The organism is Aeribacillus sp. FSL M8-0235 (assembly GCF_038000355.1).
GTDB lineage: Bacteria > Bacillota > Bacilli > Bacillales > Aeribacillaceae > Aeribacillus > Aeribacillus composti.
Genome location: NZ_JBBOBW010000001.1, coordinates 3,722,014 through 3,747,171, shown reverse-complemented (window position 1 = coordinate 3,747,171; position 25,158 = coordinate 3,722,014). Strand labels below are relative to the sequence as shown.

The window sequence follows — 25,158 nt, the reverse complement described above, 5'->3', positions numbered from 1 at the left end:
GGAACAAAGGAATGATATAGTGTGATAATAGACTCTAGTTACGATGAGTTGAAAAATGCACAAACCGCTATCGAAAACTTAAAGGCAACAACACCAACTATTTATCGGAAATTTTTAAATATCGTCCATTTGACTCGTCAATTACAATATGGATATCAATATATGGGCTCTTTACTAATGGATGAAGACCCGGATCGATTCCAACCGAAATTTCAGGATGATTATGTATTGTCTATCTATCATCAGGAAATCGAAAAACTAAAAAAAGATAAAAGATTTCCGGAATTAAAACAATTGCTGCAATCATATAAACATATTAGCTATACAAACATTAGCAAGCTGGCTTTAGGGGAAAAACCAGCAGCATTAATTGGTCCAGCCGTGGTCCATTAATTGTTCGAAGGAAACTGAAAAAATTTAATTGGGTGGATCGAACTTTGATTCGATTCACCTTATTTATTTTTAAAGAGTGTTAAAAGGCCGCTTTCTCAGACCATAAATTGCTTGCATTACAAACAGCTGTCCGAAAAAGATATAAACGTTATTTTTATTTGAAAAAGGGGCGCCTCTTAGCTGAAAAATCAGCTTGAGACAGCCCCCACACTACCAACGGTTATTCTAAGGCCTTACTCCTTTTTAGTCCATTCACCGACAAATTCGATTTCGCTATAGGAATAGAAGTCTTTCAATATCTTTTCGCGATCATCTAAGAAAAGCTGATCTGCTACTTCTGATACGAGCTTGCGTATACCGTATTTCAAGCCGGAAAGAGCAGCTGCTGTAATGCCACAGCTGATCAAACCCGAATAGTTGAAAGCGAAAATTCCGTACAGAAGCTTTTTGCCCTTTTCATCGCGGCTTATAAAAGCGAAACCAGGGCTGAGATAAGGATGGGCATCAAGCATTGGATTGGCCAGCTCCTTCGGGGGATGATAGCGGTCTCCCCAACGAGCAATGTGGCTTTCGACAAGTTTCAGCTCCGGACGCAAAGCAGGATCAGTGACGAGTCCGGTGCAGATGATCAGAAAATCGAAGGTGAACTTGCCCTGAGGTGTGGTCACTACTGCACCTTGATCTGCAGCTTCAACATCAAGCCATGGTGCTCCTAAGTGCAGGTGAAAACCGGGCCATGAGGCTGCGCGTCCGAAGGTATCGTTGGTCGGCGGCTGATTATATTTAAAGAAATGAGCGATGATTGCATATTTATCAGCGTCCGATAGAGCTTGGAAATGTTCAATTAGACCGGAAACTTCCATATAGCGGATCGGATTGATACGCTGCAATTTCTTGCGGCGGACAAAGACATGAACTTCGGCCGCACCCTCTGATAAGGCAAAATTGGCATTATCAAAGGCAGATGCGCCGCCGCCCAAAATTCCGATCTTTTTCCCTTGTAGTGCTTTAAAATCAATTGCTTCTGAGGAGTGGGCATAGAGATGATGCGGCAATTTTTCAGCAATGAAAGGAGGAACATGCCATTCGCCGCCGCCTTGAATTCCCGTGGCTAAAATAACCTTTCGTGCGAGCAATATGTCAGATGGTGCACCCGTTCCTTCAATATGAAGCCGATGAATCCCTTCATCAGTCGGCTCTATCAACTTCAACTTTACTTCATTGATGACGGGCAGATTGAGAACTTTCCGAAACCAGCGCAAATAATTCATCCAATCTCCCCGAGGAATTTTGTCTAGCGCTTCCCAGCCTTCCGATCCGAATTGTGCTTCCCACCAAGCGCGGAAGGTTAGGGAAGGAATCCCAAGATCGATGGAGGTCAAATGTTTAGGTGTTCGCAAGGTCACCATACGGGCGTAGGTTTCCCACGGTCCTTCCCAGCCCTCTCGGTTTTCATCAATGACAAGAATGTTGGATATCCGTTCGCGTAGAAGACCGAAAGCCGCACCTAAGCCGCTTTGGCCGCCGCCGACGATCACGACATCGTAGACATGCCCTTCAGGTTTTTTTAGCGTTCGCACCCAGCTTGGACCTCCGAAGGCGAGATAGGAAAGATCGGTTTTCACTTGTTTGTTTAATGCCTCTAAGCTCATCCTTTTTCACTTCTTTCAACTGTAAGATTTGAAAGTCACATATGTCAGCCTTATCCGTAAACAGAAATCCGCATGAGAAGAATTATTATATTGAATCAATCATTATTGTTTTTACAGTACCACTTGCCCATATAGTATCACTTCAACCATTTTTATTGAATGTGTATTGTATCTAAAATCTCCTTTAATCGTTATGTAAAATAACTAAAAATGCTTGTTTAATTTCTTCTAAGGAACGAATACCAAGGCTATCTTCATCTAGTCGTTCCTGTAAAACACTCCTAATGAGCCAATAGCTAACCGATTGCCCCGATTTCTCCAATGGGCATAATTTGTGCAAAAAAGCGCATCTTCTGATGTTCATTCCTCAGTCAATTTGTGTGGATTTTTTCTATTTCAGATGCTTATTGTTGCTTTTTGTATAAATCCGCAGCGGTCAGCTTTTTTAAGACGATAACTATTAAAGCCGAATCTGTTTAAAAAATTTTTTCTATCATTTACAAAAAATGAGTGATTACTCACTTCACAAAATTCGTTTGCACAACTATAATGTATGTGAGTACTCACTCATTTTGTACGAAAGGAAGGGAAAAAATGGCCTCAATGATTATTGTCCGTAAAGCTGCGATTTCATTTGGGAAGGAAAAAGTGCTAAAAAATATTGATTTGGACGTAAATGAGGGAGAGATTTTCGGGCTTCTTGGTCCATCTGGCTCTGGGAAAACGACGTTGGTCAAAATGATCACAGGAATTTTAGAGGGAGATCAAGGAGAAATTTTCATCAAAGATCAAAAGGTCCCTTCACTCGAGCTAATGAAATCAATCGGTTATATGGCGCAATCGGATGCTCTTTATCAGGAGTTGACCGCGAAAGAAAACCTGGAATTTATAGCCGCCATTTACGGGCTAAAACGCCAAGAACGGAAGAAAGCGATTCAGGAAGTTTTGGAAATTGTCGATTTAACTGATCATATGGATAAAGTTGTCAGGGACTTTTCAGGTGGGATGAAAAGGCGGTTGTCTCTAGCTGCTTCACTCATGCATAAACCGGATCTATTAATTTTAGACGAACCGACGGTTGGAATCGATCCAGTGCTTCGCCAATCGATATGGAGTGAATTAAGAAAACTAAAAAACAACGGGATGACCATTTTAGTTACGACACATATCATGGATGAAGCGGAAAAGTGTGATCGTCTGGCCATGCTAAGAAACGGTTATATCATTGCTTGTGATACGCCGGAAAAGCTAAAAGAAAACCAAAAGGTCGATTCACTTGAAGAAGCATTCTTAGCATACGGGAGGAATGAGAAATGAGAGTAGGAGCTGTTGTCATCCGAATTATAAGACAGCTGTTAAGGGATAAACGGTCGATTGCTTTATTGATCTTTGCACCGCTTTTAGTTATCACTCTTGTATGGCTTGTATTAGACGGCGACCCATACGAACCGAAAATAGCAGCAGAAAATATACCGGCGCCGCTTGAGCAAGTATTACAAAATGAATTGGAGAAAGATGTTGTTCAAATGTCCGAAAGTGAAGCGAAGGAGGCTTTTCAAAAAGAGGATTTAGATGCATTTATAACGATAAAAAATCATGTTCCGTATGTTTTGCTGGAAGGAAGCGACCCGACAGCCAATTCAGCGGTTATGAAGGTGATTCAAACCGCCTTCAGCTCCCTGTCAGACCAAAAAAATATTCAGCCTGATGTCGAATATTATTATGGCTCTGACAAAATCAATCTTTTTGATCAGACGGGTTCAGTACTAATCGGTTTTTTTGTCTTTTTCTTTGTTTTTGTGTTAGGCGGCATTTCATTTTTGCGGGAAAGAACACAAGGAACGTTAGAAAAATTGCTGTCGACGCCGATTAAAAGATGGGAGATTGTAACAGGCTATTTGCTAGGATTTGGCTTATTCACGATTATTCAATCGTTCGTTATTGTCACGTATTGCGTATATGTACTTGATATTTGGATGGCAGGGGATTTTTGGCAGCTGTTAGTAGTTACATTTTTATTAGCCATCACTGCGCTGGCGCTTGCTACCCTTTTATCAGCCTTTGCAAATAATGAGCTGCAAATCATGCAGTTTATTCCGATTGTCATCATTCCACAAGCATTTTTTTCGGGAATCTTTAACTTGGAGACATTGGCAGAGTGGTTGCAAGTGTTGAGTAAATTTATGCCGCTTACTTACGGAGCGGACGCCATTCAAGAAATCATGATTAAAGGAAAAGACTTGGTCGATCTTTGGCAGGATTTGCTAATATTGTTCGGCTTTGCGCTGCTTTTCTATGTCTTAAATATATTTGCATTGAAAAAACATCGCAGGTTATAACAATAAAAGAGAGAAATAAGGAGGAAAGTGTATGGACCAGAAAAATTTTATGGACGAGTTCATGAAGGCAGCGAATCAAGATTTAACGCCAAAGCAGGCAAAAATTCTTCAAGCGGCAGTCGAAATTTTCGCCGAAAAAGGGTATGCTGCGACATCCACGAGCGAAATTGCGAAAAGAGCCGGGGTAGCGGAAGGAACGATTTTCCGCCATTACAAAACAAAAAAAGATTTGCTGATATCCATCGTTTCACCGATCATTATAGAATTTGCCGTCCCCTTATTTGCTGAAAGGTTTATCAATGAAGTTTTCCAGGATCAACGACTTGATGATTTTGAAGATCTGTTAAGGAAAATCATCCGCAACCGCTATCAATTTGTCAAAAACAATGTCCCATTGTTAAAAATTTTTTTTCAGGAAATGGCGTTCCATGCAGAAATTCAAGAAAAATTTAGCGCGGTTTTTACTGAAAAAGTTTTGCCTCAGTTTATAAAAGTTGTCAACCATTTTAAACAAAATGGGCAAATAGGTGATTTTCCCACCGAGACTGTCATTCGTTTAACGATTAACGCGATCGTTGGGTTTTTCATTACCCGCTTTTTGGTCATGCCGGATTATCCATGGGATGACGAGAAAGAAATGGAATACACGGTCCAATTTATTCGAAACGGGTTAAAGGGGATTTGACGGCTTAATCAATCATCAAAGATACATGATTTTTTGCAGGATAGTCTGCCCTGAAGGAAGACTATCCTCTTTTAATTAAATTGGAATTAACCAAGCGGTCTTCGAAATTTAGCAATATGGTATATATTAGCAATACCAGCGGCTTGTTGAATCTGATTTCATTTACCCTCGTTTTTTTCTCATCAAACTGCTGATTATCAAATTTGTTAATGCATTATCAATCAACCACCACTACTTGTTGGCTTCCATATATCTTTTTAATGTTAGGACTAATATTTTCTGTTATTAAGTATGTTAAATCTTTAGTAGGACATACAATGTGATTGGAAACAGTGCTTAATTTATCAGATGTTGCCATCCCTAATATTTCAGAAGAGATGGAAGCCATTTTCCGCTTTACTAATGCTTCTGATAAGCTTGGGACGCTGATTCCTATATAAGGATCAATTTTGTAAATTCCCATGATATATAAATCTGCTCTCATATTACTTAAAGATTCGACAGTGTCTATTCCTAAATTAACCATTGATTGTTTGAATAAAGTTCCGCCGATCATAATAACATCAATATGTTGATGATTAGTCAGAGCCATAGCGATTGGCGGGCTGTTTGTAATGACGGTGGCTTTTAATGTTAAAGGTAATTGGTTTACTAGATGTAAATTAGTCGTTCCTCCATCAATTAATAAAACCATGTCTTCTTTTATAAAGGATAAAGCTTTTTTAGCTAATTTAATTTTAACTTCATTAAACATGTGCTGCCTTGTTGAAAAATCAACAACAGGAGGCCCTATCCTCAAAGCTCCGCTATGAACCCTTTTAATAAGTCCGCGGTTATCAAGCTCCTTTAAATCTCTTCGAATTGTATCCTCCGAAACTGACAGGCGTTTACTTAAATCGCTTGCAATAACTTTATGTTCTTCATTTAAAATCTGCAAGATTTTTTGTTGACGTTCTTCCTTTAGCATAGTGACTTTACTCCTTTAAGTCTTTCTTATAGTTTATCATAATTTCAACAATTGATCAAAACGCATTCGCGCAAATAATGGCACAAAAACGCAAAAACATGCTTTACTTTTCATTATATGCGTTTTATAATAAAGGAAAACATGCAAACACATGCAAATGGAGGCACAAACATGCAAAACAATAAAAAAATAACGATTGCACCTTCTATAATGTGTGCTGACTTATGTAATTTAGAAAAAAGTGTAAAAGAAATTGAGAAAGAAGGACTGGATACTTTACATATTGATATTATAGATGGACACTTTAGCCCTAGTATGCCATTGGGAATAGATACTATTAAGCAATTACGAAAAATAACTGATATGAATTTTGATGTCCACATTATGTCCAATAATAATGAATTTTTTATACAAGAGATGATCAAAATTGATGTACAACAAATATCATTTCACTATGAAACGAGCACTCATATTGATCGATACATTAACTTAATAAAAAACAATGGAATTAAAGCAGGTTTAGCACTCAACCCAGCAACTCCCCTGTCTGTCCTGGATTATATTTTGCCGCAGTGCGATACCATTTTGTTAATGTTAATCAATCCAGGCTTTGCAACTGATGAAAATGAAAAGCAAGTTTCTTATGCAATAAAAAAAGTAGAAGATTTGGCGCGATTAATAAAAGAAAAAGAATTGGATACAAATATTGAGGTTGATGGCAGAGTATCTTTAGACACAATACCAAGCTTAGTAAAAGCTGGGGCCGACATACTAGTTGCCGGGAGTACAAGCTTATTTATTCGAGACAAAAGTTTAGCTGAGAATAAAAAAGCGATGGAAAAATGCATCATAGAAGGTTTATTGTGAAAAGAGGGGAAATAATGGTTAATTACTATGATATTGTAAAGGAAATTACAAACGAACTCACCACTACTTTAAACCAAATTGATATGAATGAAGTCAATAAATTGTTAATCGAGATAAAAAAAGCAGATAAAGTATTTTTTGTCGGGGTTGGAAGAGTTCTATTATCTTTGAAAGCTATCGCTAAACGATTAGCTCATCTTGGTATTAAAACTTATATTGTCGGCCAAATCACTGAGCCTGCAATAACTGAAAAAGACTTGTTGATAGTGGGATCGGGAAGCGGAGAAACGGCTTTTCCATTAATCATTGCAAAGAAGGCAAAGCAATTTAAAGCAAAAGTTGCTCATATAGGTGCAAATCCAAATAGCTCAATGAATGAGTATTCAGATTGTTTCGTAAGGATACCAGTAGGTACAAAACTACAGCTGCCAAATGAAGTGAAATCTGTACAACCAATGACAAGCTTATTTGAACAAAGCTTATTGTTATTAGGCGACGCGTTAGCCTTAATGATGATTAGAGAGCAAAATATTGATATGTCTAGTCTTTGGCAATATCACGCGAATTTAGAGTAAAAAGTTAATAGCTTCGCTGGATTGGATATTCTTTGATAAAGAGTTTTAAGTATTGTAAAGGGAGATAATATTATGCTAGCGTTGCATTTTGGTGCAGGGAATATAGGGAAAGGTTTAATTGGTTACTTATTAAACAAAACTGGGTATGAAGTTTGTTTCGTGGATATAAATCAAAAAACGGTTGATAAATTTAACAATTACAATAGTTATCAGGTTGAGATATTAGATGATAATCATACGATAGAGACTATCTCTCCGGTTTCAGCATTAAACAGTGTAACACAAGAAGAAGAAGTGATCAATGCTATTGTGAATGCAGATTTAATTACAACATCTGTCGGCATCAATAACATACCTAAAATTGCTAATATATTAGCTCAAGGCCTTTTGAAAAGAGCAAAAGAAAATAAAAAGAAGATCGACATTATCGCAAATGAAAATGCAATTAACGCTTCTTCCAGTTTGAAACGTGAGATAAAGAGATATGTTTCAAATAAAGAAATGGAAAATATATGTACTTTTGTTGGCTTTCCTAATTCAGCTATTGATCGCCTAGCTTTATCAAAACATAGCGAAGGGGGTGAGAGTGTTCTTGTAGAACCGTTCTATGAATGGATCATTAACAAATCAGAAATCGTTAATGCAGATTCGCCTATTATAAAAAACGCAATCTATGTTGAAGATTTACAGCCTTATATTGAAAGAAAATTATATTTAGTGAATATGGGTCATGCGGCAACTGCTTATATTGGGTTTTTAGCAGGAGAATCTACAATACAGAGCGCTTTGAGAAATGCAAAAATTGAACATCTTGTACGGGAAACGCTAAATGAAGCTTCCCAATATATTTTAAGGAAATTTAATATGGACCCAAAAGATATGAGTGATTTTATTGAAAGAATTATAAAGCGCTTTAAAAACAAAAATATTAGCGACTCGATTTTGCGAGTAGGAAGATCGCCGATTCGCAAACTGGGCTATAATGAACGATTAATTAAACCCACTAGAGAACTTTTTGATTTAGGACTTTCAATAGAATATTTATCAGTTGCCGTTGCTGCTGCATTTTTATTCGATAACCCTGATGATGAAGAGTCTGTAATTTTGCAAAACTACATTTGTGAAAATGGGATCGAACAAGCCATTTTACATTTTACAGAGTTAGAAAATAAAACAATTAGAGAAAAAATTAAAGAAATTTATTATCAACTAAAAATACAGAAATGGTAGTGTAAATAGAATCATGAAGAAAGGTGAAACGGTGTGTTAAGTGAATATTTAAAAGGTAATATAAATTTCTTGAATAGAGTATCTTCATGGGAGGAATCTATAAGAGTTGCTTCCGATCCTTTATTAAAAAAAGGTAATATTACTCCTAAATATATTCAAGATATGATTGATAATGTCAATAAAAATGGTCCATATATAGTAATTGTTCCGGGAATTGCCATGCCGCATGCAAGAAACGAAGGAGGAGTAATCAAAACAGGCATTTCTTTTTTGAAATTACAAAACAACGTGCAGTTCCCAGAGGGAAAAGAAGTGAATATTATTATCGTCTTAGCGGCTGAAGACAATTCAAGTCATTTAGGTTTGCTATCCGACTTATCTTCTATACTAATTGATGAAGATGTTGTAAATAAGTTTAGAAATTCAAGCAATGAAGAAGAAATAATGAATGTTATTAAAATGGTAGAATAAAAAATGTTTTTTTGATTAAATTTAAAATTTAAACATCTTTTTTTTTCAAAAAAGTATAGAAATTTCTTCTATAAATATTGATATGAAGAAAGGGTGTTATACATGGAAAATGTAATTAAAGCCAAAACCCCATCTTTTCGTGCACGCATCCAAGCTGTTGGAGGATTCTTGACCAATATGGTTTTGCCGAATATTGGAGCTTTTATTGCATGGGGGTTATTAACAGCTTTGTTTATACCTTCTGGCTGGTTTCCAAATGAGAATCTTGCTAGTATAGTTGATCCGGCAATCAAGTATTTATTGCCTTTGCTTTTAGCAAGCACAGGAGGGAGAATGGTTGCCGGCCAAAGGGGCGCTGTAATGGGTACCATCGGAGCCATAGGGCTAATAGTTGGATCCGATATACCAATGTTTTTAGGCGCGATGATTATTGGTCCTTTGGGAGGCTGGCTTATAAAGAAATTTGATAAATTGATGGATGGTAAAATACCTGCAGGATTTGAAATGATTGTTAATAACTTTTCAATTGGTATTTTAGGCTTCTTTCTAATGATTTTCTCCTTTTATTTTATAGGACCGGTTATTGAAGCGGCAAATAATGTTGTTTCATCCGCTATTAAATCTCTAGTGGATACAGGGTACTTACCATTATTATCTCTTATTAATGAGCCAGCTAAAGTATTGTTTTTAAATAACGTCATTGATCAAGGAATATATTATCCTTTAGGTATGCAAGAAACGCTTGAAGCAGGAAAATCAATTTACTTTACCGTTGCGTCAAACCCAGGACCTGGTCTTGGATTATTATTAGCTTTTAGCTTTTTCGGCAAAAAGGCTGCTAAGCGGACTGCTCCGGGTGCTATAATAATTCATTTCTTCGGAGGCATTCATGAGTTATACTTCCCATATGTATTAATGAAACCATTAACAATTTTAGCAATGATTGCCGGCGGGATGTCAGGTATTACAACTTTTTATCTTTTCGATGCGGGTCTTGTAGCTGGACCTAGTCCGGGATCCATAATATCTTATTTAGCTTTAACCCCTAAAGGTAATTTCCTAGGAATCATTTCAGGTGTAATCGTAGCTGCGGTAGTATCCTTCATCGTTACTGCAATAATATTAAAGTTTGATAAAAAAACAGATGAAGAAGATTTTACAAGTTCAATCGAAAAGTCAAAAGCAATGAAATCTGAAGGGAAACAAATTTTAAATCCATCTAATGAACTGTCTAATACAAAAATAAGTAAAATTTCATTTGCTTGCGATGCAGGTGCCGGCAGCAGTGCATTAGGTGCAACCACATTTAGAAAAAGACTGCAAAAAGCAAATATTGACGGTATTGAAGTAAAACATTATAGAATAGAGGATGTTCCAGAAGACACTGACATTATCGTCGTTCATAAAGATTTATTAGAAAGAGCAAGATTATCTCATAAAAACAAAAGAATTATCACTATAGAAAATTATATAGAAGATCCTAATTTATTAAAATTAATTGATGAATTAGGGAAAAGGTAAACAAATGGTTTTGTGTAATTGGAGATTCTTTGCTTGCAAACGTTATCAACAATTTTATAGATATTAGTATTAAAAAGAAAAATAATCATTAGGAGATTAGAGATATGAAAACAGTACTCCCTTGAGATTTAACTTTTGTGGACGTGGTGTTTTTGCAAATGGCGCAAATAAGGCAATGCTCACTTTTGCAATCGCGGACGGCTCACCACGTCCACTATTCAAAATTAGATTGAACAAAGGCCCTAACTTATATAAGTTAAATAGCCTAAGATACCATAAATTTAATTTACGGTTTTTCTAATCTGAAATGAATTGAAAGCAATGGAACTCCTGATTTATCTTTTTAAAAATATGTTCAAAGTTTTTTAAGTTTCTATCTCTCTAATAAACGAAGAAGTTGTTTTATGGTAATTTTGCAAAATTAAGCGATACACCAATTATTTCAGATTCGGCTATTGTGATTTTGTGTTGAAGACAACAAGAAAATAATAAACATCCGTCCACTATAAAATTATTAATTTTCACTTTTTCAAACGTGCCTATTTCTAAGTCTTTCTATATAATACTTGAATTTGGAAACAGTTTCAAGTTTTATTTAATAATCATTATAGGTGACACCTTTTTTTCGAGTTTGAGCTGTCTGCTTATTCCTGTGAAAAATCATTCTACATGCGAAAAGCTTTTTGGGAAAGAATTGCACTTTGGAACAAACAAAGATAAAGAAATAATAGGAAATGACAGAAATGATGGAAAATACGCTCTGTTTTTTCTTAACGTTTAACTATGTAGAAAACGATCAAGATCAGAAGTATCATCTTTTACGAATGAATCTAACAAAGCTGTTGAAATCATTATCTTCAATCTATAGCAAAAGCCGGAATGGTATCATAACCACTCCGGCTTTTTGATTGCAAAGTTTTTGGAATTATATCGGTTATATTAAGCTGCGGATTGCTTATTATTTTTAAAAGAATTGATATATGAAATAGCTTTTTCAACATCGAACTGACCTTCCCATTTAGACATAACGACAGCGGCTAATGAATTTCCAATGACATTGACCACTGTTCTAGCCATATCGAGAATACGGTCAATACCTGCGATAAATGCAAGACCTTCAGGCGGGATGCCTACTGCTCCCAGCGTAGCCAACAATACAACAAATGAAACGCCTGGAACGCCTGCAATTCCTTTTGAGGTCAACATTAATACTAGCACCAATGAAATTTGATCAGCGATGGACAAATCAATGCCATACATTTGTGCTATAAACAGTGCTGCTAATGCTTGGTATAGGGTTGAACCATCTAAGTTAAAGGAATAACCTGTTGGAATGACAAATGCTGTAATGGATTTTGGGCATCCAAATTTCTCCATTTTCTCCATTATTCTTGGCATAACTGTTTCTGAGCTTGAGGTTGAATAGGCAAGGATAAGCTCTTCTTTAAGTAAACGGATGATGTGAAAAATGTTTAGACCGACTAATTTTGCAACAAATCCAAGAACGACGACAACGAAGAATAACATTGTTCCATAGCCGACAATTACTAATTTACCCAACGGCACCAATGATTCGATACCGAATTTAGACACAGTCACACCGATAAGGGCAAACACACCAAATGGTGCAAATTTCATCACTTGGTTCGTCACCCAGAACATCGTTTCAGCTGTACCTTGGAAAAAGGCAATGATCGGTTTTCCACGCTCTCCGATGGCTGTGACTCCAAGTCCGAAAAATACAGAGAAGAAAATGATCGCCAGCATATTTCCTTCAACAAATGCCTGGAAAATGTTTGGTGGAACAATGTTGACAAATGTATCAGCTATTCCGTGGCTTTCAACTGCTTCTGCCGTATCGACATAACTATGAATATCTGTTTTCTCTAATGAGCTCATATCGACGCCGGAACCAGGCTGAAAAATGTTAGCTGCTAAAAGTCCGACAATAATGGCGACAGTTGTAATAATTTCAAAATACAAAATTGTTTTTCCGCCAAGCTTTCCGAGCTTTTTTGTATCACCTACACTTGCAATACCGACAATTAAGCTGGAAATAACAATTGGAATGACGATCATTTTAATTAATCGTAAAAATATATCCCCAATTGGCTGCAAAAATTTCGCAACATCTGGGTTACCATAAAAAATAGTACCAACAACAATACCTAGTACAAGACCTATTAAAATTTGCCAAGCCAAGCTTATTCTTTTCATCATAGCACCTCTTTTCTTTTATAATTGCCTCCAAAACGAATGGATGACAAAATTGATTATCATTATCTTTTAAATGATTACTCGTCGAAATAATAAGCTATAATAATTAGTAGAGTTGTTTGCGAGAGCGCTTACGAGTTATCTCATCTAATTTAAAATTGAAACTACAAGATCAGACGATAAATCTACAAAATTCTACAAATTGATTATTTACTTCGTTTTTAAAATTCTAACTTTTATTCAATTTTTTAAGAGGAACCATTATAACAAGGTTGTGGTAATATTGAACTTGCACTCTCTTGAAAAAAAAGAACTTCAATTATTGGTTGCAATGATCATTTTGGTTCCGCTCGCTGGCGAAATTAAATTTTATCCATTTAATGAAGTTTATCGGGTGAGTTTTGGACCTCCAACATTGTTTATTTTTTTATTGTGGCTGAGAAAGGTACCAGCTGTTATATGTGGTGTTCTTGCAGGCTTATCAATTGTGACATTTCGGGTTCTTCTCGATTTGATATCCCTTACATCTGTTGATTGGATGGCTTCCATTCATACAAATTCCCCTTATTTTTTCTATTACTTCACGTATGCGCTTGTTTTTTCTGTTTTAAGAATTCACCGATTTTACAATCGACCATGGGTGATCGGCCTTTTGGGGATTGTGATAGAATTGGCAGCCGGGATTGTCGAGCTACTCGCTGAAAATATTATGATTGGAACGGTTATGACTTTAGATGCCTTTAATAAAATTATGATTATTGCCATATTCCGAAGTTTTTTTGTGATCGGTTTATTTAGTATGATAAAATTGCATGAATCTAAGCTAAGGGAAGCGGAAATTCAAAAACGCAATGAACATATGATCATGCTTGTATCGAACCTTTACGAAGAGTCGGTGCTATTAAAAAAATCCGTTCAAGATGCTGAGGAAATTACGAGGCAATCTTACAACCTGTATCAAAAATTGCAGGAGATCAGGAAAGGGAAGAAAAGGCTGTCGCTGGAGGAGCTTTCACGGCATGCCTTGAGGATTGCCGGCGAGGTTCATGAGATCAAAAAAGATAATCAACGCATTTTGTCTGGACTTTCAAAAGTAATTTCAGAAGAAAGCTCCCTTGATTATTTAGATGTCCGATCACTTTTATCAATCATTGTTCGAACACATGAGAAGTATGCTGAGCTGTTGGGGAAAAACATTGAATTCAGTATTGCATATAATGGGTCACATCCTGAGTATCATGTGTATACGTTTAGTTCCATTGTGAATAACCTTGTCGCTAACGCAGTGGAGGCCATCAAAGGAACTGGCAGCATTGAGATTGCAGTGGAGCGGGAAAATGATTGGCTCCAAATACGCGTTCATGATGATGGTCCCGGAATTCCCGATCAATATAAAGATATTATTTTTAAACCAGGATTCACCTTGAAATTCGACAGCACGGGCAATTCATCAACAGGTATTGGGCTTTCATATGTGAAAGAATTGGCAGAAAAGCTTAACGGGGAAGTAATGATTGAGCATCAGGAAGATAGCAAAGGGGCAACATTTATCGTTCGTCTGCCAATTGGAAATTTAACCCAAAAAAGGTGATTTTATGAGGTTTTTTATAATAGATGACGATGAGTCAATTCGTACTATGCTATGGCATATCATTGAAGACGAGGAACTTGGTGAGGTCGTCGGCGAAGCAGCAGACGGTGCTGATGTTAGCGGTGAATTTTTAAATTTGAAGAAAGTCGATATTTTATTAGTTGACCTGTTAATGCCCGTTCAGGACGGCATTGAAACGATTAAGAAAATCAAGCCGATTTTTAAAGGAAAAATTGTTATGATATCGCAGGTGGAATCAAAGGATATGATCGGCCAAGCTTATGAATACGGAATCGAAAACTATATAACGAAGCCGATTAATAAAATTGAAGTATTGTCAATCTTAAAGAAGGTGATGGGTCATATACGTTTGGAAAAAACAATTCAGGATATCCATCACTCTTTATATAGTGTTATGAACGTTGATCATCTTCTAAAGCAAAATGTAAATCCTTATAAAGAAAATTCTCTTTCTGCCAGTGCACGATTCCTCCTTTCAGAACTAGGCATTGCCGGAGAAAGCGGCAGTAAAGATCTCATTGAAATCATGCAGTTTTTATATGATTACGAACAAGAGAAAACATTTGCCGGCGGATTTCCTTCATTAAAGGAGATATTTAGAAATATTGCGTTGAAGAAGCTTGGAGAAGCAGCCAGTGAAGAGGAGCTGAAAAGGGAAATTAAAGCGTCTGAACAACGTGTGCGGAGGGCGATCTATCATTCCTTGAACAACTTAGCGTCACTTGGGCTCACAGACTTCATCCATCCAAAGTTTGAAAATTACTCATCCAAATTTTTTGATTTCACTGCTGTTCGTCAAAAAATGGAGGAATTAAAAGCCGATCGGCCTGCAGCTGCATCGTCTATACGAATCAATACGAAAAAATTTATCCATGCTTTTTATTTTGAAATCAAGCACTTGATGGAGGAATAAAATCGATTTCAAAGATTCCCTGCATGCGTGCAAACTTATGAAAGTAAAAATGAATCATTCACCTTATTCAAAACAGCGAAACGGTCATAAGTGCCGAAAAAGAGGAAATAACTACAGCTTCATTTTTTATGGGCCATTCTTATTGTAAGAAATGGCCCATTACGTCTTTTAGGGATTGGCTGGCCAGCTCGTCTTCCATCGCTTTTTGAACGCGCGTAAATGTGCTGTCCAGGGCGGATTGAATGTTTTTTCCAACGGGACAATTGGGGTTCGGATTTTCGTGAATGGCGAATAATTCGTCTTTCGGTTCGACCGCTTTAAAAATATCCAAAAGTGTTATGTCTTCAGGGTTTTTTGTTAATTTTGCTCCGGTTCTGCCGGCATGGGGAGTTAATAGTCCCGCTTTCTTGAGCATGCTTGTAATTCGCCGGATCACCACAGGATTCGTGTTGACGCTTTTGGCAATAAATTCTGAAGACATATGCTCAAGGGGATTTGATGCTATTAAGATCATAATATGAATCGCCACTGCTAAACGGCTGTTAATCATAAGTTTCCACCACCATTTGTCACTATTTTAGTGACAAATTTGAAATTTTGTCAAACAGGTTGGCAGGCAATGATTTCCGGATGAAAGCTTCAATCAATAAGTTGACAGAGATTTATATTTGTAACTATAATAGTTACATATAATTTGTAACTGAATTAGTTACATAAAGGGAGAGAAATTGTTTATGAAAATTGCCGTTATTGGTGCAACGGGAAAAGCAGGAAGTTTAATAGTAAAGGAAGCAAAGGAACGAGGACATGATGTTACGGCTATTGTCCGCAATGCTTCTAAAGTGACTGATGTACCAGCTGTTGAAAAGGATATTTTCGATATTACATCAGAGGATATAAAAGATTTTGATGTTGTTGTAAATGCATTTGGCACTGCACCTGGTGAAGAGCATAAACATGTGGAGGCAGGAAAAGTATTAATCAATGCCTTGAAAGGAGCGCCTAATACGCGGCTTATTGTTGTAGGCGGAGCGGGCAGCCTGTTTGTCGATGAAGCGAAAACAACCCGCCTCTTTGACACACCGGATTTTCCGAAAGAATATTTGCCGGTAGCGAAAAGCTCAGCTCAAAATTTGCAAGATCTTGAAAACTCTGAAGGGATTCAATGGACTTATATTAGCCCAGCTGCATTTTTTGATCCGCAAGGTCCGCGCACAGGTGAATATAAAGTTTCAGGCGATGTGCTTGCTGTCAACTCTGAAGGTCAAAGCTACATCAGTTATAGAGACTATGCGATAGCACTTGTAGATGAAATTGAAAACCGTAAGCACATTAATAAACGTTTTTCCGTCGTATCCAAATAAAAGCTTGATTGCCGAGCGGTGCAGATTTTCTTATTTTTTTACGGCTTGAGATTTGGGAGGATTTCGGGGGTTATTCATATAATGAAATATAAGCCTCAGACACCCTGTGGGGAGCTGAGGCTTATATTTTTCTATAAAGTTGAACAAACTACCCGTTTTTCACACGGGCGGTTTTTTTAAAAATAAAGAGGGGGTTCCCAAAAGTCAACTTATACTGACTTTTTGGACAGTTCCTTAATATTAAAGAGCCGCTTTTATTACTTTTTTATAATAAAGTACGGAGAGAAAGCCGAAAATCGAATACAAAGCTGTATATAGCAGCATGACGAGAATCATTGGCGTCCAGAGCTCTGTGCCGAATAAAAACCATCCTGATTGAACGGCAAAGTAGCTGTGGAAAAGTCCGATGATCAAAGGAATCCCAAAATTAAAAGCTTGTTTGGCTTGAACTCCTTTGAGCAAGTCGCCTTGTGTGAAGCCGAGTTTTCTTAAAATGGTATAATTTAGCTTTTCATCTTCGCTCTCATCCATTTGTTTGAAATAAAGAATGCAGCCGGATGTAATCAGAAAAGTTAAACCTAAAAAGCCGACAATAAACATGCTGAGCCCCATAGATCGTTTTTGATTGCTGCTCATGGCGAGCCGTGAATCATGATTGCCGCTAAACGTCATTTTTTGAAAGATTTCATCAGCTTCCTGTATTTTAGCTTCATCTTGAATATCAATTCCTATATGAACAGACGGTTTCATGTCCATGTCCTTTTGTAAACGGTCAAATATCGTTGCGTCGACAATGGCAACAGGCAGGCCGCCGCTTGTGAAAAAATAGGAAATGTAGTATTCCTTTTGTAAACCTAAATATTTTTGCGGTATGACTTCGTGCCGGCCTTTTAATTCGATTTGACCGGAACTTTTCAGCGGCATAAACTTCTGCATCATATCGTTATACCCTGCAAAAAGAGTTTCATCTGGAGACAGATTGATCTTTTCTACATCGTCGTCACTAATGATTGGGAGAGGCATGGATGCCGGGTCAACTTTCAATTCCTTCAGCTTTGTATCTAATATTTTTTCCATATTGATGTTTGCGTGGATCACATCAATCATTTTTTCACTGTATGGAATGTGATGCGCATGTAATGCTTCTTTAAAATGCTTTGCATCTTCCGCATTCGTCAGAGCAAAATCGGCGGCGACATAATTTTCAGCGGATTTTTCCGATGAATAGTAGGAAATATAACTTAAAGATAACAATCCGATGGCAAGAGCAGAGACGGTTGTAATGATCGTTAATAATAAAGCATTTGACTTCATTCGGAACATAATCGATGAAAGAGATAGTACCTCATGAATATTTAAATAACCATCCTTCTTTTTTCTAATGAGATAAAAAATAAAGCTGACAGACCCTTTATAAAATAAATAGGTTCCGATAATGACAGATCCTAGTATAAAGATCATCGCAAGGAATAGCTCATTCATCGTAGTAAAATCGCCGCCAAATAACTTAGACGAAATATAGTAGCCTATAATGATGAAGAATATGCCGAGAATCCCGATAATCATTTCCAACAGGGATACTTTTTTTACTTCTGTAGTGGAAGCAACTTTAAATAAAGATAAAATGTTCTGCTTTTTAATAAATACGTAATTCAACAGCATGATACAAAGATAAATCGCACTAAAAACGATCACTGTTTGGATCAAAGCATTAGGTGAAAAAGTAAGCGTTGCAATGGCATTGACACCGGTAATTTTAAACAAAATCATAATGAATAATTTGGAGCTGGAAAATCCAATAAAGACTCCAATGAATAATGAGCTGAAATAAATGATAAAATTCTCAGCCGTAAGAATGCGGAATATTTTCCCTTTTGTCATGCCGATTAATTGAAGCAAGCCAATTTCTTTACTGCGCCGTTTAATGAAGATGTTATTGGCATACAAGAGAAAGACAGTCACAATGACAATCAATAATACGGATGCAGTTCGAATGGCAGCAGCCCCTTTAATCGAGCCTTTTGTTGCATCCATTGACGGATCATATTGCAATGTGACAAACGCGAAATAAAGGGCTACTGTAAACATTAAGGCAAATACATATAAATAGTAGTTTTTCAGATTTTTTTTCAAATTACGGAAAATCAGCTGATTAATGCTCATTTTGCACCCCGCCTAATACCCCTTGGGTTTTCATAATATGCTGAAAGAACGTTTGTCTTGTTTCTTCCCCTTTTATTAATTGGGTATAAATTTGTCCGTCTTTTATAAAAAAGACCCTGCTTGAGAAGCTTGCTGCAACCGGATCGTGGGTGACCATAACAATGGTGGCTTTTCGTTTTTGATTTAATTTTTGCAGCTTGTTTAATAGATCAGATGCCGACTTTGAATCAAGGGCGCCTGTTGGTTCGTCGGCGAAAATAATGCTCGGCTCATGAATAAATGCCCTTGCTGCTGAAGTGCGCTGTTTTTGGCCGCCGGAAATTTCATTCGGATATTTGTCTTTGATCTCATAAATTCCTAGTTCTGTCGCTAGTTCATTAAATTTTTGCTCCGCGTCTTTTTTTGCTGTTTTTGTAATGGATAAAGGCAGCAGGACGTTTTCTTTCACTGTTAGTGTATCGAGCAAATTGTATTCTTGAAAGATGAATCCTAAATGTCTTTTGCGGAATTCAGCCAGTTGTTTTTCTTTCATGCTTACAATGTCTTTTCCTTCTATTTTGATCGTTCCTTGGCTGACTTGATCAATTGAGGATAGAACATTGAGCAATGTTGTTTTCCCTGAGCCGGATGCCCCCATGATGCTGACGAATTCTCCCTTTTCGACACGAATGTCCAATCCCTTTAACACTTCTTGTTTATTAAATTTGTTTCCATAGCTTTTGTAAATTTTTGTTGCCTCTAAAATATACATATCGCGTCCCTCCTTGATATTTTTATCATAATCGTCCTTCTTGTATTTTTCCTTCGATTCAGCGAACAAAATGAAAAAGCATGTGACAAAATTGTCACATGCTTGTAATGCGGACAAATTCATTTTTCTTTGGAAAGGTTAAGGTAACAGTCGTTCCTTCTCCAAGCTTTGACTCTACTTTAATATCTATCAGCAATGTTTCGGCGGCTTTTTTCGCCAAGTATAATCCCATGCCTGTTGAGGCATTGTCCTGATGTGCGGTCGTGGATGTGAAGCCTTTGTCAAAAATGCGCGGCAGATCCTTCGGGTCAATGCCACGGCCAAAATCCTTCACTTTGATCATTGTTTGATCATTTTGCCGATAGCTTTGAATGATGATATCGGATGAATCGCTGTATTTTACCGCATTTGTTAACAGCTGTCTCATGATAAAGGCGAGCCATTTCGCATCGCTTAGCACTTCGGCAGCCTCTAGCTCGACCTCAAACCCAATTCCTTTTTGCATACACCATGATTGCAAAGCTTTTATCTCTTTGAAAATGAGTGGTTCCAGTGCAACATTTTCAATATATAAATCATTTTCCATGAAAGGAATCCGTTTTTGATGAAGCTGCTGGTCAAGCAGCAGATGAATGCGCAGCCATTCATATGTCAATTGTGCTTTGATAACTTCATCATCTAATCGTTCAATGATTAAATGCATCGCTGTCAGCGGTGTTTTAACTTCATGAATCCATGACAGCAATTCATCTTTTTCCTGCTCGAGCGCAATTCGATTTTGCGAAGCCTCTTGTTTCAAAAGCTTCGTTTGGTTTATTATCCGCTGTTCAATCATTTTTTCAAAAGGGCTTTCAGCATTCGCTATACTTGTTAAATCAAGGCTGTTTTCCCATCCTTCCAAGCTTTTATAAAACTTTGTTTCTTTATTGTAGCGGATGATGACAAAAATGAAAAAAATAATCATCAATAAAAAGACAATATAGAGAACGGACTTTAATGAAATGGTTGAATCAAGATAAGAAATAAAAAGGATAAACAGCTGCATGAATAAAAAGAGAAGGATCCAGCTCTTTCTTTCAATAATATATTTTTTAATCATATACGGCTGCCTCTTCCTTTGCCATGTAGCCTTGGCCGACTTTCGTTTCAATAAAGCGTCCCAACCCGAGCTCATCCAATTTTTTTCGCAAACGATTGACATTGACCGTTAAGGTATTATCGCTGACAAAGCGCTCATCCTCCCACAGGCTTTTGATTAATTCTGTCCGGCTGACGATTTTGTTTTTCTTCTCAAGCAAATGCTTTAATATCAATAGTTCATTTTTAGTTAGTTCAATTGTTCCTTTATCATTTGTGACCGTATTGTTCTCATAATCGACCGTCGCCCCGCACCATGCCTTCAGCTTCATTCGTTCTGTATTATAGTTGTATACTCGGCGGAGAATTGCTTGTATTTTTGCGATAAGCACCTCGAAATGAAACGGTTTTTGTATAAAATCATCCGCTCCAAGCTGCATTGACATCACCATATCGGTCGGGTGATCCCGCGATGATAAAAAAATAATCGGAACGTTGGAATGGGAGCGGATCATTCGGCACCAATGAAATCCATCAAACTTTGGCAGCTGAATATCAATGATGACCAAATCAGGCTTGATGGCTGTAAATTCTTCAATCACTTTTCCAAAGTCAGTAATGCCGTATACATCATAAGACCATTGTAATAACCGTTCTTTTATTTCATGAAACAGGGTGGTGTCATCCTCAATCAGCAAAATTTTAAACAATGCTTTCACCACACTTTTCCTCTGATCTTTTTAAACGTTTCGCTATTCCATAGCGCTGTCGATTAAAAGAACAGCGGTTCGTTTTTTTCGATGTTTTCTATAATTTCCAGAACACATTTTGAATGTGTGGCTGTTCAAAAGTTTTTCGGTCTTCTGAAGATTGTAATATCACGTGATAATTCATTTTCGTTCACTATTTTTGCATAATTATTATACTGTATTTAGCAAATTAAAATAAACTGGTTTTATGTTATACTTTGTTCAGTAATAAGCGGGGAACAGATTATGATGAAGGGAAAGAGGCTACATGAAAATACGTGTATCTGCTGTTCAATATCATCTTCATTCCATCGAAAGCTTTGAAGATTTTGCAAACCAAGTAACGCATTATGTGAAAACCGCAGAAGAGTTTGATGCTGATTTTGTTCTTTTTCCTGAATTTTTTACGACTCAATTGCTGTCCATTCCGAATCAAAAGCAGACGATTCAAAATTTACCTCATTATACGGACCGATATTATTCACTATTTACATCGCTTGCTAAAGAAACGGGCATGCATATTATTGGAGGCACTCATATTATCGAAAAAGAGGGACGATTGTATAATACAGCCCATTTATTTTATCCCGATGGCCGGATAGCTGAACAAGCGAAGCTTCACTTGACGCCGACGGAAGTGAAAGAATGGCATCTGACTCCCGGAGAAACGGTTCAAATATTTGAGACCGAAAAAGGAAAAATTGCCATGTTGACTTGTTATGATATCGAATTTCCAGAAATCGTTCGAATTGTACGAGGAATGGGAGCTGACGTTGTGTTCTGTCCGTCTTGTACAGATGACCGCCACGGATTTCAACGAGTGCGGTATACAAGCCACGCCAGAACGATTGAAAATCAAATCTATGTGGTGACAACAGGGACAGTAGGTTCGCTTCCTACCGTTGATTTTATGAGGGCAAATTTCGGCCAGGCAGCGGTCATTACTCCGAACGACGTCCCATTTCCGAAAAACGGGATTTTGATGGAGGGGGAAATAAACCACGATATGATTATTACGGCGGATCTTGATTTATCTCTCTTATACAAAGTGAGAGAAAACGGATCTGTCACCACTTGGAGAGACCGCCGCTTTGATTTATATCCTGATTTAAGTGTTCATGGACGAAAGGGGAATGGAGATGAGCCGCTACAGAAAGAGATTTTATCTGAATAATCAAGGCCGCAATGTCGAAGTGGTGATAAGGAATTATAATGAAGCAGATTTTGATGAATTAATTGAAATTCAAAAGGAAAGCTTTCCGCCGCCTTTTCCATCAGAACTTTGGTGGAATAAAGAGCAATTAACGAATCACGTGACATTGTTTCAGGAAGGCGCTTTATGTGTTGAGGTAGAAGGAACGTTAGCAGGATCGATGACATCTTTAATCGTGAATTTTGATCCCGCCCATCCTGATCATACTTGGGAAGAGATAACGGACAACGGCTATATCCGTAACCATGATCCGAATGGCAACACTTTATATGTTGTGGATATTTGCATCCGTCCGTCCCACAGAAAGCTGGATTTAGGAAAATGGCTTATGCAATCAATGTACGAAGTAGTTGTCCATAAAGGATTGGATCGCTTGCTCGGCGGCGGCAGAATGCCGGGATATTATAAATATGCGGATGAGATGTCAGCTGAACAATATGTCGATGCTGTCGTCAGCGGAAATTTAAAAGACCCGGTTATTTCATTCCTTCTCCGTTGCGGACGGACGCCTCTTGGAATTGTGGCTAATTATTTGGAGGATGAGGAATCCCGTAACTATGCTGTTCTAATGGAATGGAAAAATCCGTTTAAATAAGTAATTGAAAAAAGCTGCTTGAACGCCAATTATTGGTGATACAGCGGCTTTTTTTCATGCTCGCTCTCTGCTAATATTTTAAACTTGCATTCACATGGAATATGAGCCAGTTTCCATATCAAACTTCGGCTTTTTGGATCTGTACTTCCGATATGATCGTTCGGCATTTACATATTGCAGCCATTGCCTATTCACTTTTGCCTAAGGTAAAATCAAGCATAATAAGGCATGACTGGGGCGATAAATAGTGGATGAACGAACGAGGCATTATTTTGCGGAATTGCAGTCAAGTGATAAAAATGCGCAGTACGAAGCGTACAGCAGCATTATGAAGATCACTGAAGAAAAAGTCGATTGGGCGTATGAAGTATGGGATCAGCTGAAGGAAGAGCTGACAAGTAAAGACCCTCATAAGCGCTCGCGTGCTGCTCAGTTTTTAAGCCGCTTAGCGATCAGCGATCCCGAACAGCGAATGTTGGAGGATTTTCCTCAAGTTTTGGAAGTAACCTATGATAAAAAGTTTGTAACTGCCAGACATAGTTTGCAGGCTATTTGGAGGATTGGTTTAGCTGGGGAAAAGCAAAAAGAGATGGTTATCCGTCATTTGGCAGCTCGGTTTGACAACTGTGTTGACGAAAAACATGCGACACTTATTCGGTTCGATATTATTCAAGGGCTGCGAAACTTGTATGATAAAGTGCAGGATGAAGCGATCAAGCAGCTTGCCTTCGATTTAATTGAAAAGGAAGAAGATCCGAAATATCAAAAAAAATATGCAGCAGTATGGAAATAGAAAAAAAGAGCCGTCAGTAGCAACACTCCCAGTAAATGAATGGCAATATGATTGCAAGAATGATTGTTTGCTGATTATGTAGTGGCTTTAGAGGATCGGAAGGTATTTGCAGACTGTCGCAGGCATTCATTTCCAACAGATTAATTGAAGAACAAACATATTCTTACAATAACAGAAGGAAAAATAATGCCCTTTTAAAGTGATTGCACATCAAATAAATGCCGTTTGAAGTGAAAAAAGAAGAAAATTTTCATTTTGAAGTATTATACGCTGTCAAGCTTCTATAAAAAATGCTTTTGATCATTCGTCTCAGCGTTTCAAAGCAGAGGTTTCAAAAGAAAAAACTGCACGTAAATATTAAATCGGCAACATTTTATAAAAAAAATTTTTCAGTTGATTGGCTATCATAGAACAAAGAATTACATTTCGGAGTGATAAACGATGGAAAATTCTCAAATAAATGAAGTTCAAGAGCTGTACCAGCAACTAATTAATGCGTGGAACAATCGAACTGCTAGCGGAATGACGGATCTGTTTACTAAGGATGGCGAAAGCATTGGTTTCGATGGCAGTCAGTCGATTGGACGCGATGAAATATTCGCACATCTCCAGTCCGTCTTTGAACACCACCAGACAGCTAAATTTGTCAGCAAAGTGAAAAATGTCCGGTTTCTAGCTCCTGATATCGCTATTTTACGAGCGATTGCCGGTATGGTTCCTCACGGCCAGTCCGATTTAAATCCTGATGTGAACACTCATCATACACTTGTTGCAGTGAAAACGGAAGGAATTTGGCGTATTCAACTTTTTCAAAATACTCCAGCTCAGTTTCATGGCAGACCTGAATTGGTTGAACAAATGACCGAAGAGTTAAGACAGCTGCTTAAATAATCCATGTCCTGTTCAGGGGAATGGTGAAATATACTTTCATGCAAAAAGAAGATTAGGAAAATCCTAAATCTTCTTTTTTGATGTGTGCGAATAAAACGCTTCACATTTTCATAACGAAAA

General features: G+C 37.5%; 25 protein-coding genes. 16 read left to right on the top strand and 9 right to left on the bottom strand.

Annotated elements, in window-relative coordinates:
• The first annotated feature begins 21 nt into the window (after positions 1–21).
• Positions 22–393 (top strand): hypothetical protein, encoded by a 372-nt coding sequence (locus tag NSQ71_RS18145; RefSeq protein ID WP_063388277.1) that lies wholly within the window; start codon positions 22–24, stop codon positions 391–393.
• A 233-nt stretch (positions 394–626) separates the two neighbouring features.
• Here the strand turns inward: NSQ71_RS18145 and NSQ71_RS18140 are convergent, their stop codons facing one another.
• Positions 627–2,045 (bottom strand): NAD(P)/FAD-dependent oxidoreductase, encoded by a 1,419-nt coding sequence (locus NSQ71_RS18140; RefSeq protein ID WP_339193676.1) that lies wholly within the window; start codon positions 2,043–2,045, stop codon positions 627–629.
• Positions 2,046–2,229: 184 nt separating this feature from the next.
• Positions 2,230–2,385 carry a hypothetical protein gene (locus tag NSQ71_RS18135; RefSeq protein WP_339229823.1) on the bottom strand — a complete coding sequence of 52 codons (156 nt, stop codon included), beginning with the start codon at positions 2,383–2,385 and terminating at the stop codon, positions 2,230–2,232.
• A 254-nt stretch (positions 2,386–2,639) separates the two neighbouring features.
• Between NSQ71_RS18135 and NSQ71_RS18130 the strand changes: the two genes are divergently transcribed.
• Genes NSQ71_RS18130 through NSQ71_RS18120 form a run of 3 tightly spaced genes read left to right on the top strand, consistent with a single transcriptional unit; the run spans position 2,640 to position 5,069 of the window.
• Positions 2,640–3,362, top strand: coding sequence for an ABC transporter ATP-binding protein (locus NSQ71_RS18130; protein ID WP_340734373.1), 723 nt, complete (start codon positions 2,640–2,642; stop codon positions 3,360–3,362).
• Positions 3,359–4,384, top strand: coding sequence for an ABC transporter permease (locus NSQ71_RS18125; RefSeq protein ID WP_094244781.1), 1,026 nt, complete (start codon positions 3,359–3,361; stop codon positions 4,382–4,384). Before NSQ71_RS18130 ends, NSQ71_RS18125 begins: the two co-directional genes overlap by 4 nt.
• A 31-nt stretch (positions 4,385–4,415) precedes the next feature.
• Positions 4,416–5,069 (top strand): TetR/AcrR family transcriptional regulator, encoded by a 654-nt coding sequence (locus NSQ71_RS18120; RefSeq protein ID WP_066251486.1) that lies wholly within the window; start codon positions 4,416–4,418, stop codon positions 5,067–5,069.
• Between the two features lie 217 nt (positions 5,070–5,286).
• Here the strand turns inward: NSQ71_RS18120 and NSQ71_RS18115 are convergent, their stop codons facing one another.
• Positions 5,287–6,036, bottom strand: coding sequence for a DeoR/GlpR family DNA-binding transcription regulator (locus NSQ71_RS18115; RefSeq protein WP_066251483.1), 750 nt, complete (start codon positions 6,034–6,036; stop codon positions 5,287–5,289).
• 171 nt (positions 6,037–6,207) lie between these two features.
• On the opposite strand from NSQ71_RS18115, the gene NSQ71_RS18110 reads away from it, so the two are divergent.
• The 5 genes from NSQ71_RS18110 to NSQ71_RS18090 all read left to right on the top strand — a co-directional run bounded on the left by NSQ71_RS18110 (position 6,208) and on the right by NSQ71_RS18090 (position 10,700).
• Positions 6,208–6,903 (top strand): ribulose-phosphate 3-epimerase, encoded by a 696-nt coding sequence (locus NSQ71_RS18110; protein ID WP_066251481.1) that lies wholly within the window; start codon positions 6,208–6,210, stop codon positions 6,901–6,903.
• A 14-nt stretch (positions 6,904–6,917) separates the two neighbouring features.
• Positions 6,918–7,478 carry a 6-phospho-3-hexuloisomerase gene (hxlB, locus tag NSQ71_RS18105; protein WP_066251479.1) on the top strand — a complete coding sequence of 187 codons (561 nt, stop codon included), beginning with the start codon at positions 6,918–6,920 and terminating at the stop codon, positions 7,476–7,478.
• A gap of 72 nt (positions 7,479–7,550) precedes the next feature.
• Positions 7,551–8,708 carry a mannitol-1-phosphate 5-dehydrogenase gene (locus tag NSQ71_RS18100; RefSeq protein ID WP_144598301.1) on the top strand — a complete coding sequence of 386 codons (1,158 nt, stop codon included), beginning with the start codon at positions 7,551–7,553 and terminating at the stop codon, positions 8,706–8,708.
• 33 nt (positions 8,709–8,741) lie between these two features.
• The gene (locus NSQ71_RS18095; protein ID WP_066251473.1) at positions 8,742–9,179 is read left to right on the top strand and encodes a PTS sugar transporter subunit IIA; all 438 of its coding nucleotides are present in this window, start codon (positions 8,742–8,744) and stop codon (positions 9,177–9,179) included.
• Positions 9,180–9,281: 102 nt separating this feature from the next.
• Entirely contained in the window at positions 9,282–10,700 is a 1,419-nt protein-coding gene (locus NSQ71_RS18090) for a PTS mannitol transporter subunit IICB (RefSeq protein ID WP_340734371.1), read from the top strand.
• A gap of 939 nt (positions 10,701–11,639) precedes the next feature.
• On the opposite strand, the gene NSQ71_RS18085 is transcribed toward NSQ71_RS18090, so the two are convergent.
• Positions 11,640–12,917 carry a cation:dicarboxylate symporter family transporter gene (locus NSQ71_RS18085; protein ID WP_066251467.1) on the bottom strand — a complete coding sequence of 426 codons (1,278 nt, stop codon included), beginning with the start codon at positions 12,915–12,917 and terminating at the stop codon, positions 11,640–11,642.
• Between the two features lie 283 nt (positions 12,918–13,200).
• Here NSQ71_RS18085 and NSQ71_RS18080 point away from each other — a divergent pair, with 283 nt between their 5' ends.
• Positions 13,201–14,508 carry a sensor histidine kinase gene (locus NSQ71_RS18080; protein WP_340734370.1) on the top strand — a complete coding sequence of 436 codons (1,308 nt, stop codon included), beginning with the start codon at positions 13,201–13,203 and terminating at the stop codon, positions 14,506–14,508.
• A gap of 4 nt (positions 14,509–14,512) precedes the next feature.
• Positions 14,513–15,442 (top strand): response regulator, encoded by a 930-nt coding sequence (locus NSQ71_RS18075; protein ID WP_339193666.1) that lies wholly within the window; start codon positions 14,513–14,515, stop codon positions 15,440–15,442.
• Between the two features lie 139 nt (positions 15,443–15,581).
• On the opposite strand, the gene NSQ71_RS18070 is transcribed toward NSQ71_RS18075, so the two are convergent.
• The gene (locus tag NSQ71_RS18070) at positions 15,582–15,992 is read right to left on the bottom strand and encodes an Rrf2 family transcriptional regulator (protein ID WP_339193665.1); all 411 of its coding nucleotides are present in this window, start codon (positions 15,990–15,992) and stop codon (positions 15,582–15,584) included.
• Positions 15,993–16,176: 184 nt separating this feature from the next.
• Between NSQ71_RS18070 and NSQ71_RS18065 the strand changes: the two genes are divergently transcribed.
• Positions 16,177–16,806: an NAD(P)-dependent oxidoreductase gene (locus NSQ71_RS18065; protein WP_094244775.1), complete on the top strand. Its 630-nt coding sequence runs from the start codon at positions 16,177–16,179 to the stop codon at positions 16,804–16,806.
• Positions 16,807–17,046: 240 nt separating this feature from the next.
• Here NSQ71_RS18065 and NSQ71_RS18060 read toward each other — a convergent pair whose 3' ends face one another.
• From NSQ71_RS18060 to NSQ71_RS18045, 4 genes are all read right to left on the bottom strand, one after another.
• Complete coding sequence (locus NSQ71_RS18060) at positions 17,047–18,969, bottom strand: ABC transporter permease (protein WP_063389124.1); 1,923 nt, start codon at positions 18,967–18,969, stop codon at positions 17,047–17,049.
• Entirely contained in the window at positions 18,959–19,720 is a 762-nt protein-coding gene (locus NSQ71_RS18055; protein ID WP_340734369.1) for an ABC transporter ATP-binding protein, read from the bottom strand. The genes NSQ71_RS18060 and NSQ71_RS18055 overlap by 11 nt, the downstream gene beginning before the upstream one ends.
• A 94-nt stretch (positions 19,721–19,814) precedes the next feature.
• On the bottom strand, positions 19,815–20,819 hold the full coding sequence (locus NSQ71_RS18050; RefSeq protein WP_063389122.1) for a sensor histidine kinase: 1,005 nt from the start codon (positions 20,817–20,819) through the stop codon (positions 19,815–19,817).
• On the bottom strand, positions 20,812–21,507 hold the full coding sequence (locus tag NSQ71_RS18045; protein WP_066251529.1) for a response regulator transcription factor: 696 nt from the start codon (positions 21,505–21,507) through the stop codon (positions 20,812–20,814). The genes NSQ71_RS18050 and NSQ71_RS18045 overlap by 8 nt, the downstream gene beginning before the upstream one ends.
• Before the next feature lie 307 nt (positions 21,508–21,814).
• Between NSQ71_RS18045 and NSQ71_RS18040 the strand changes: the two genes are divergently transcribed.
• The 4 genes from NSQ71_RS18040 to NSQ71_RS18025 all read left to right on the top strand — a co-directional run bounded on the left by NSQ71_RS18040 (position 21,815) and on the right by NSQ71_RS18025 (position 25,038).
• On the top strand, positions 21,815–22,720 hold the full coding sequence (locus tag NSQ71_RS18040) for a carbon-nitrogen hydrolase family protein (RefSeq protein ID WP_311066685.1): 906 nt from the start codon (positions 21,815–21,817) through the stop codon (positions 22,718–22,720).
• Positions 22,686–23,354, top strand: coding sequence for a GNAT family N-acetyltransferase (locus NSQ71_RS18035; RefSeq protein WP_311066684.1), 669 nt, complete (start codon positions 22,686–22,688; stop codon positions 23,352–23,354). Before NSQ71_RS18040 ends, NSQ71_RS18035 begins: the two co-directional genes overlap by 35 nt.
• A gap of 247 nt (positions 23,355–23,601) precedes the next feature.
• A complete protein-coding gene (locus NSQ71_RS18030; protein WP_339210686.1) occupies positions 23,602–24,147 on the top strand; it encodes a hypothetical protein in 546 nt (181 codons plus the stop codon).
• Positions 24,148–24,588: 441 nt separating this feature from the next.
• Complete coding sequence (locus NSQ71_RS18025; RefSeq protein ID WP_063389118.1) at positions 24,589–25,038, top strand: SgcJ/EcaC family oxidoreductase; 450 nt, start codon at positions 24,589–24,591, stop codon at positions 25,036–25,038.
• The last annotated feature ends 120 nt before the right edge of the window (positions 25,039–25,158 follow it).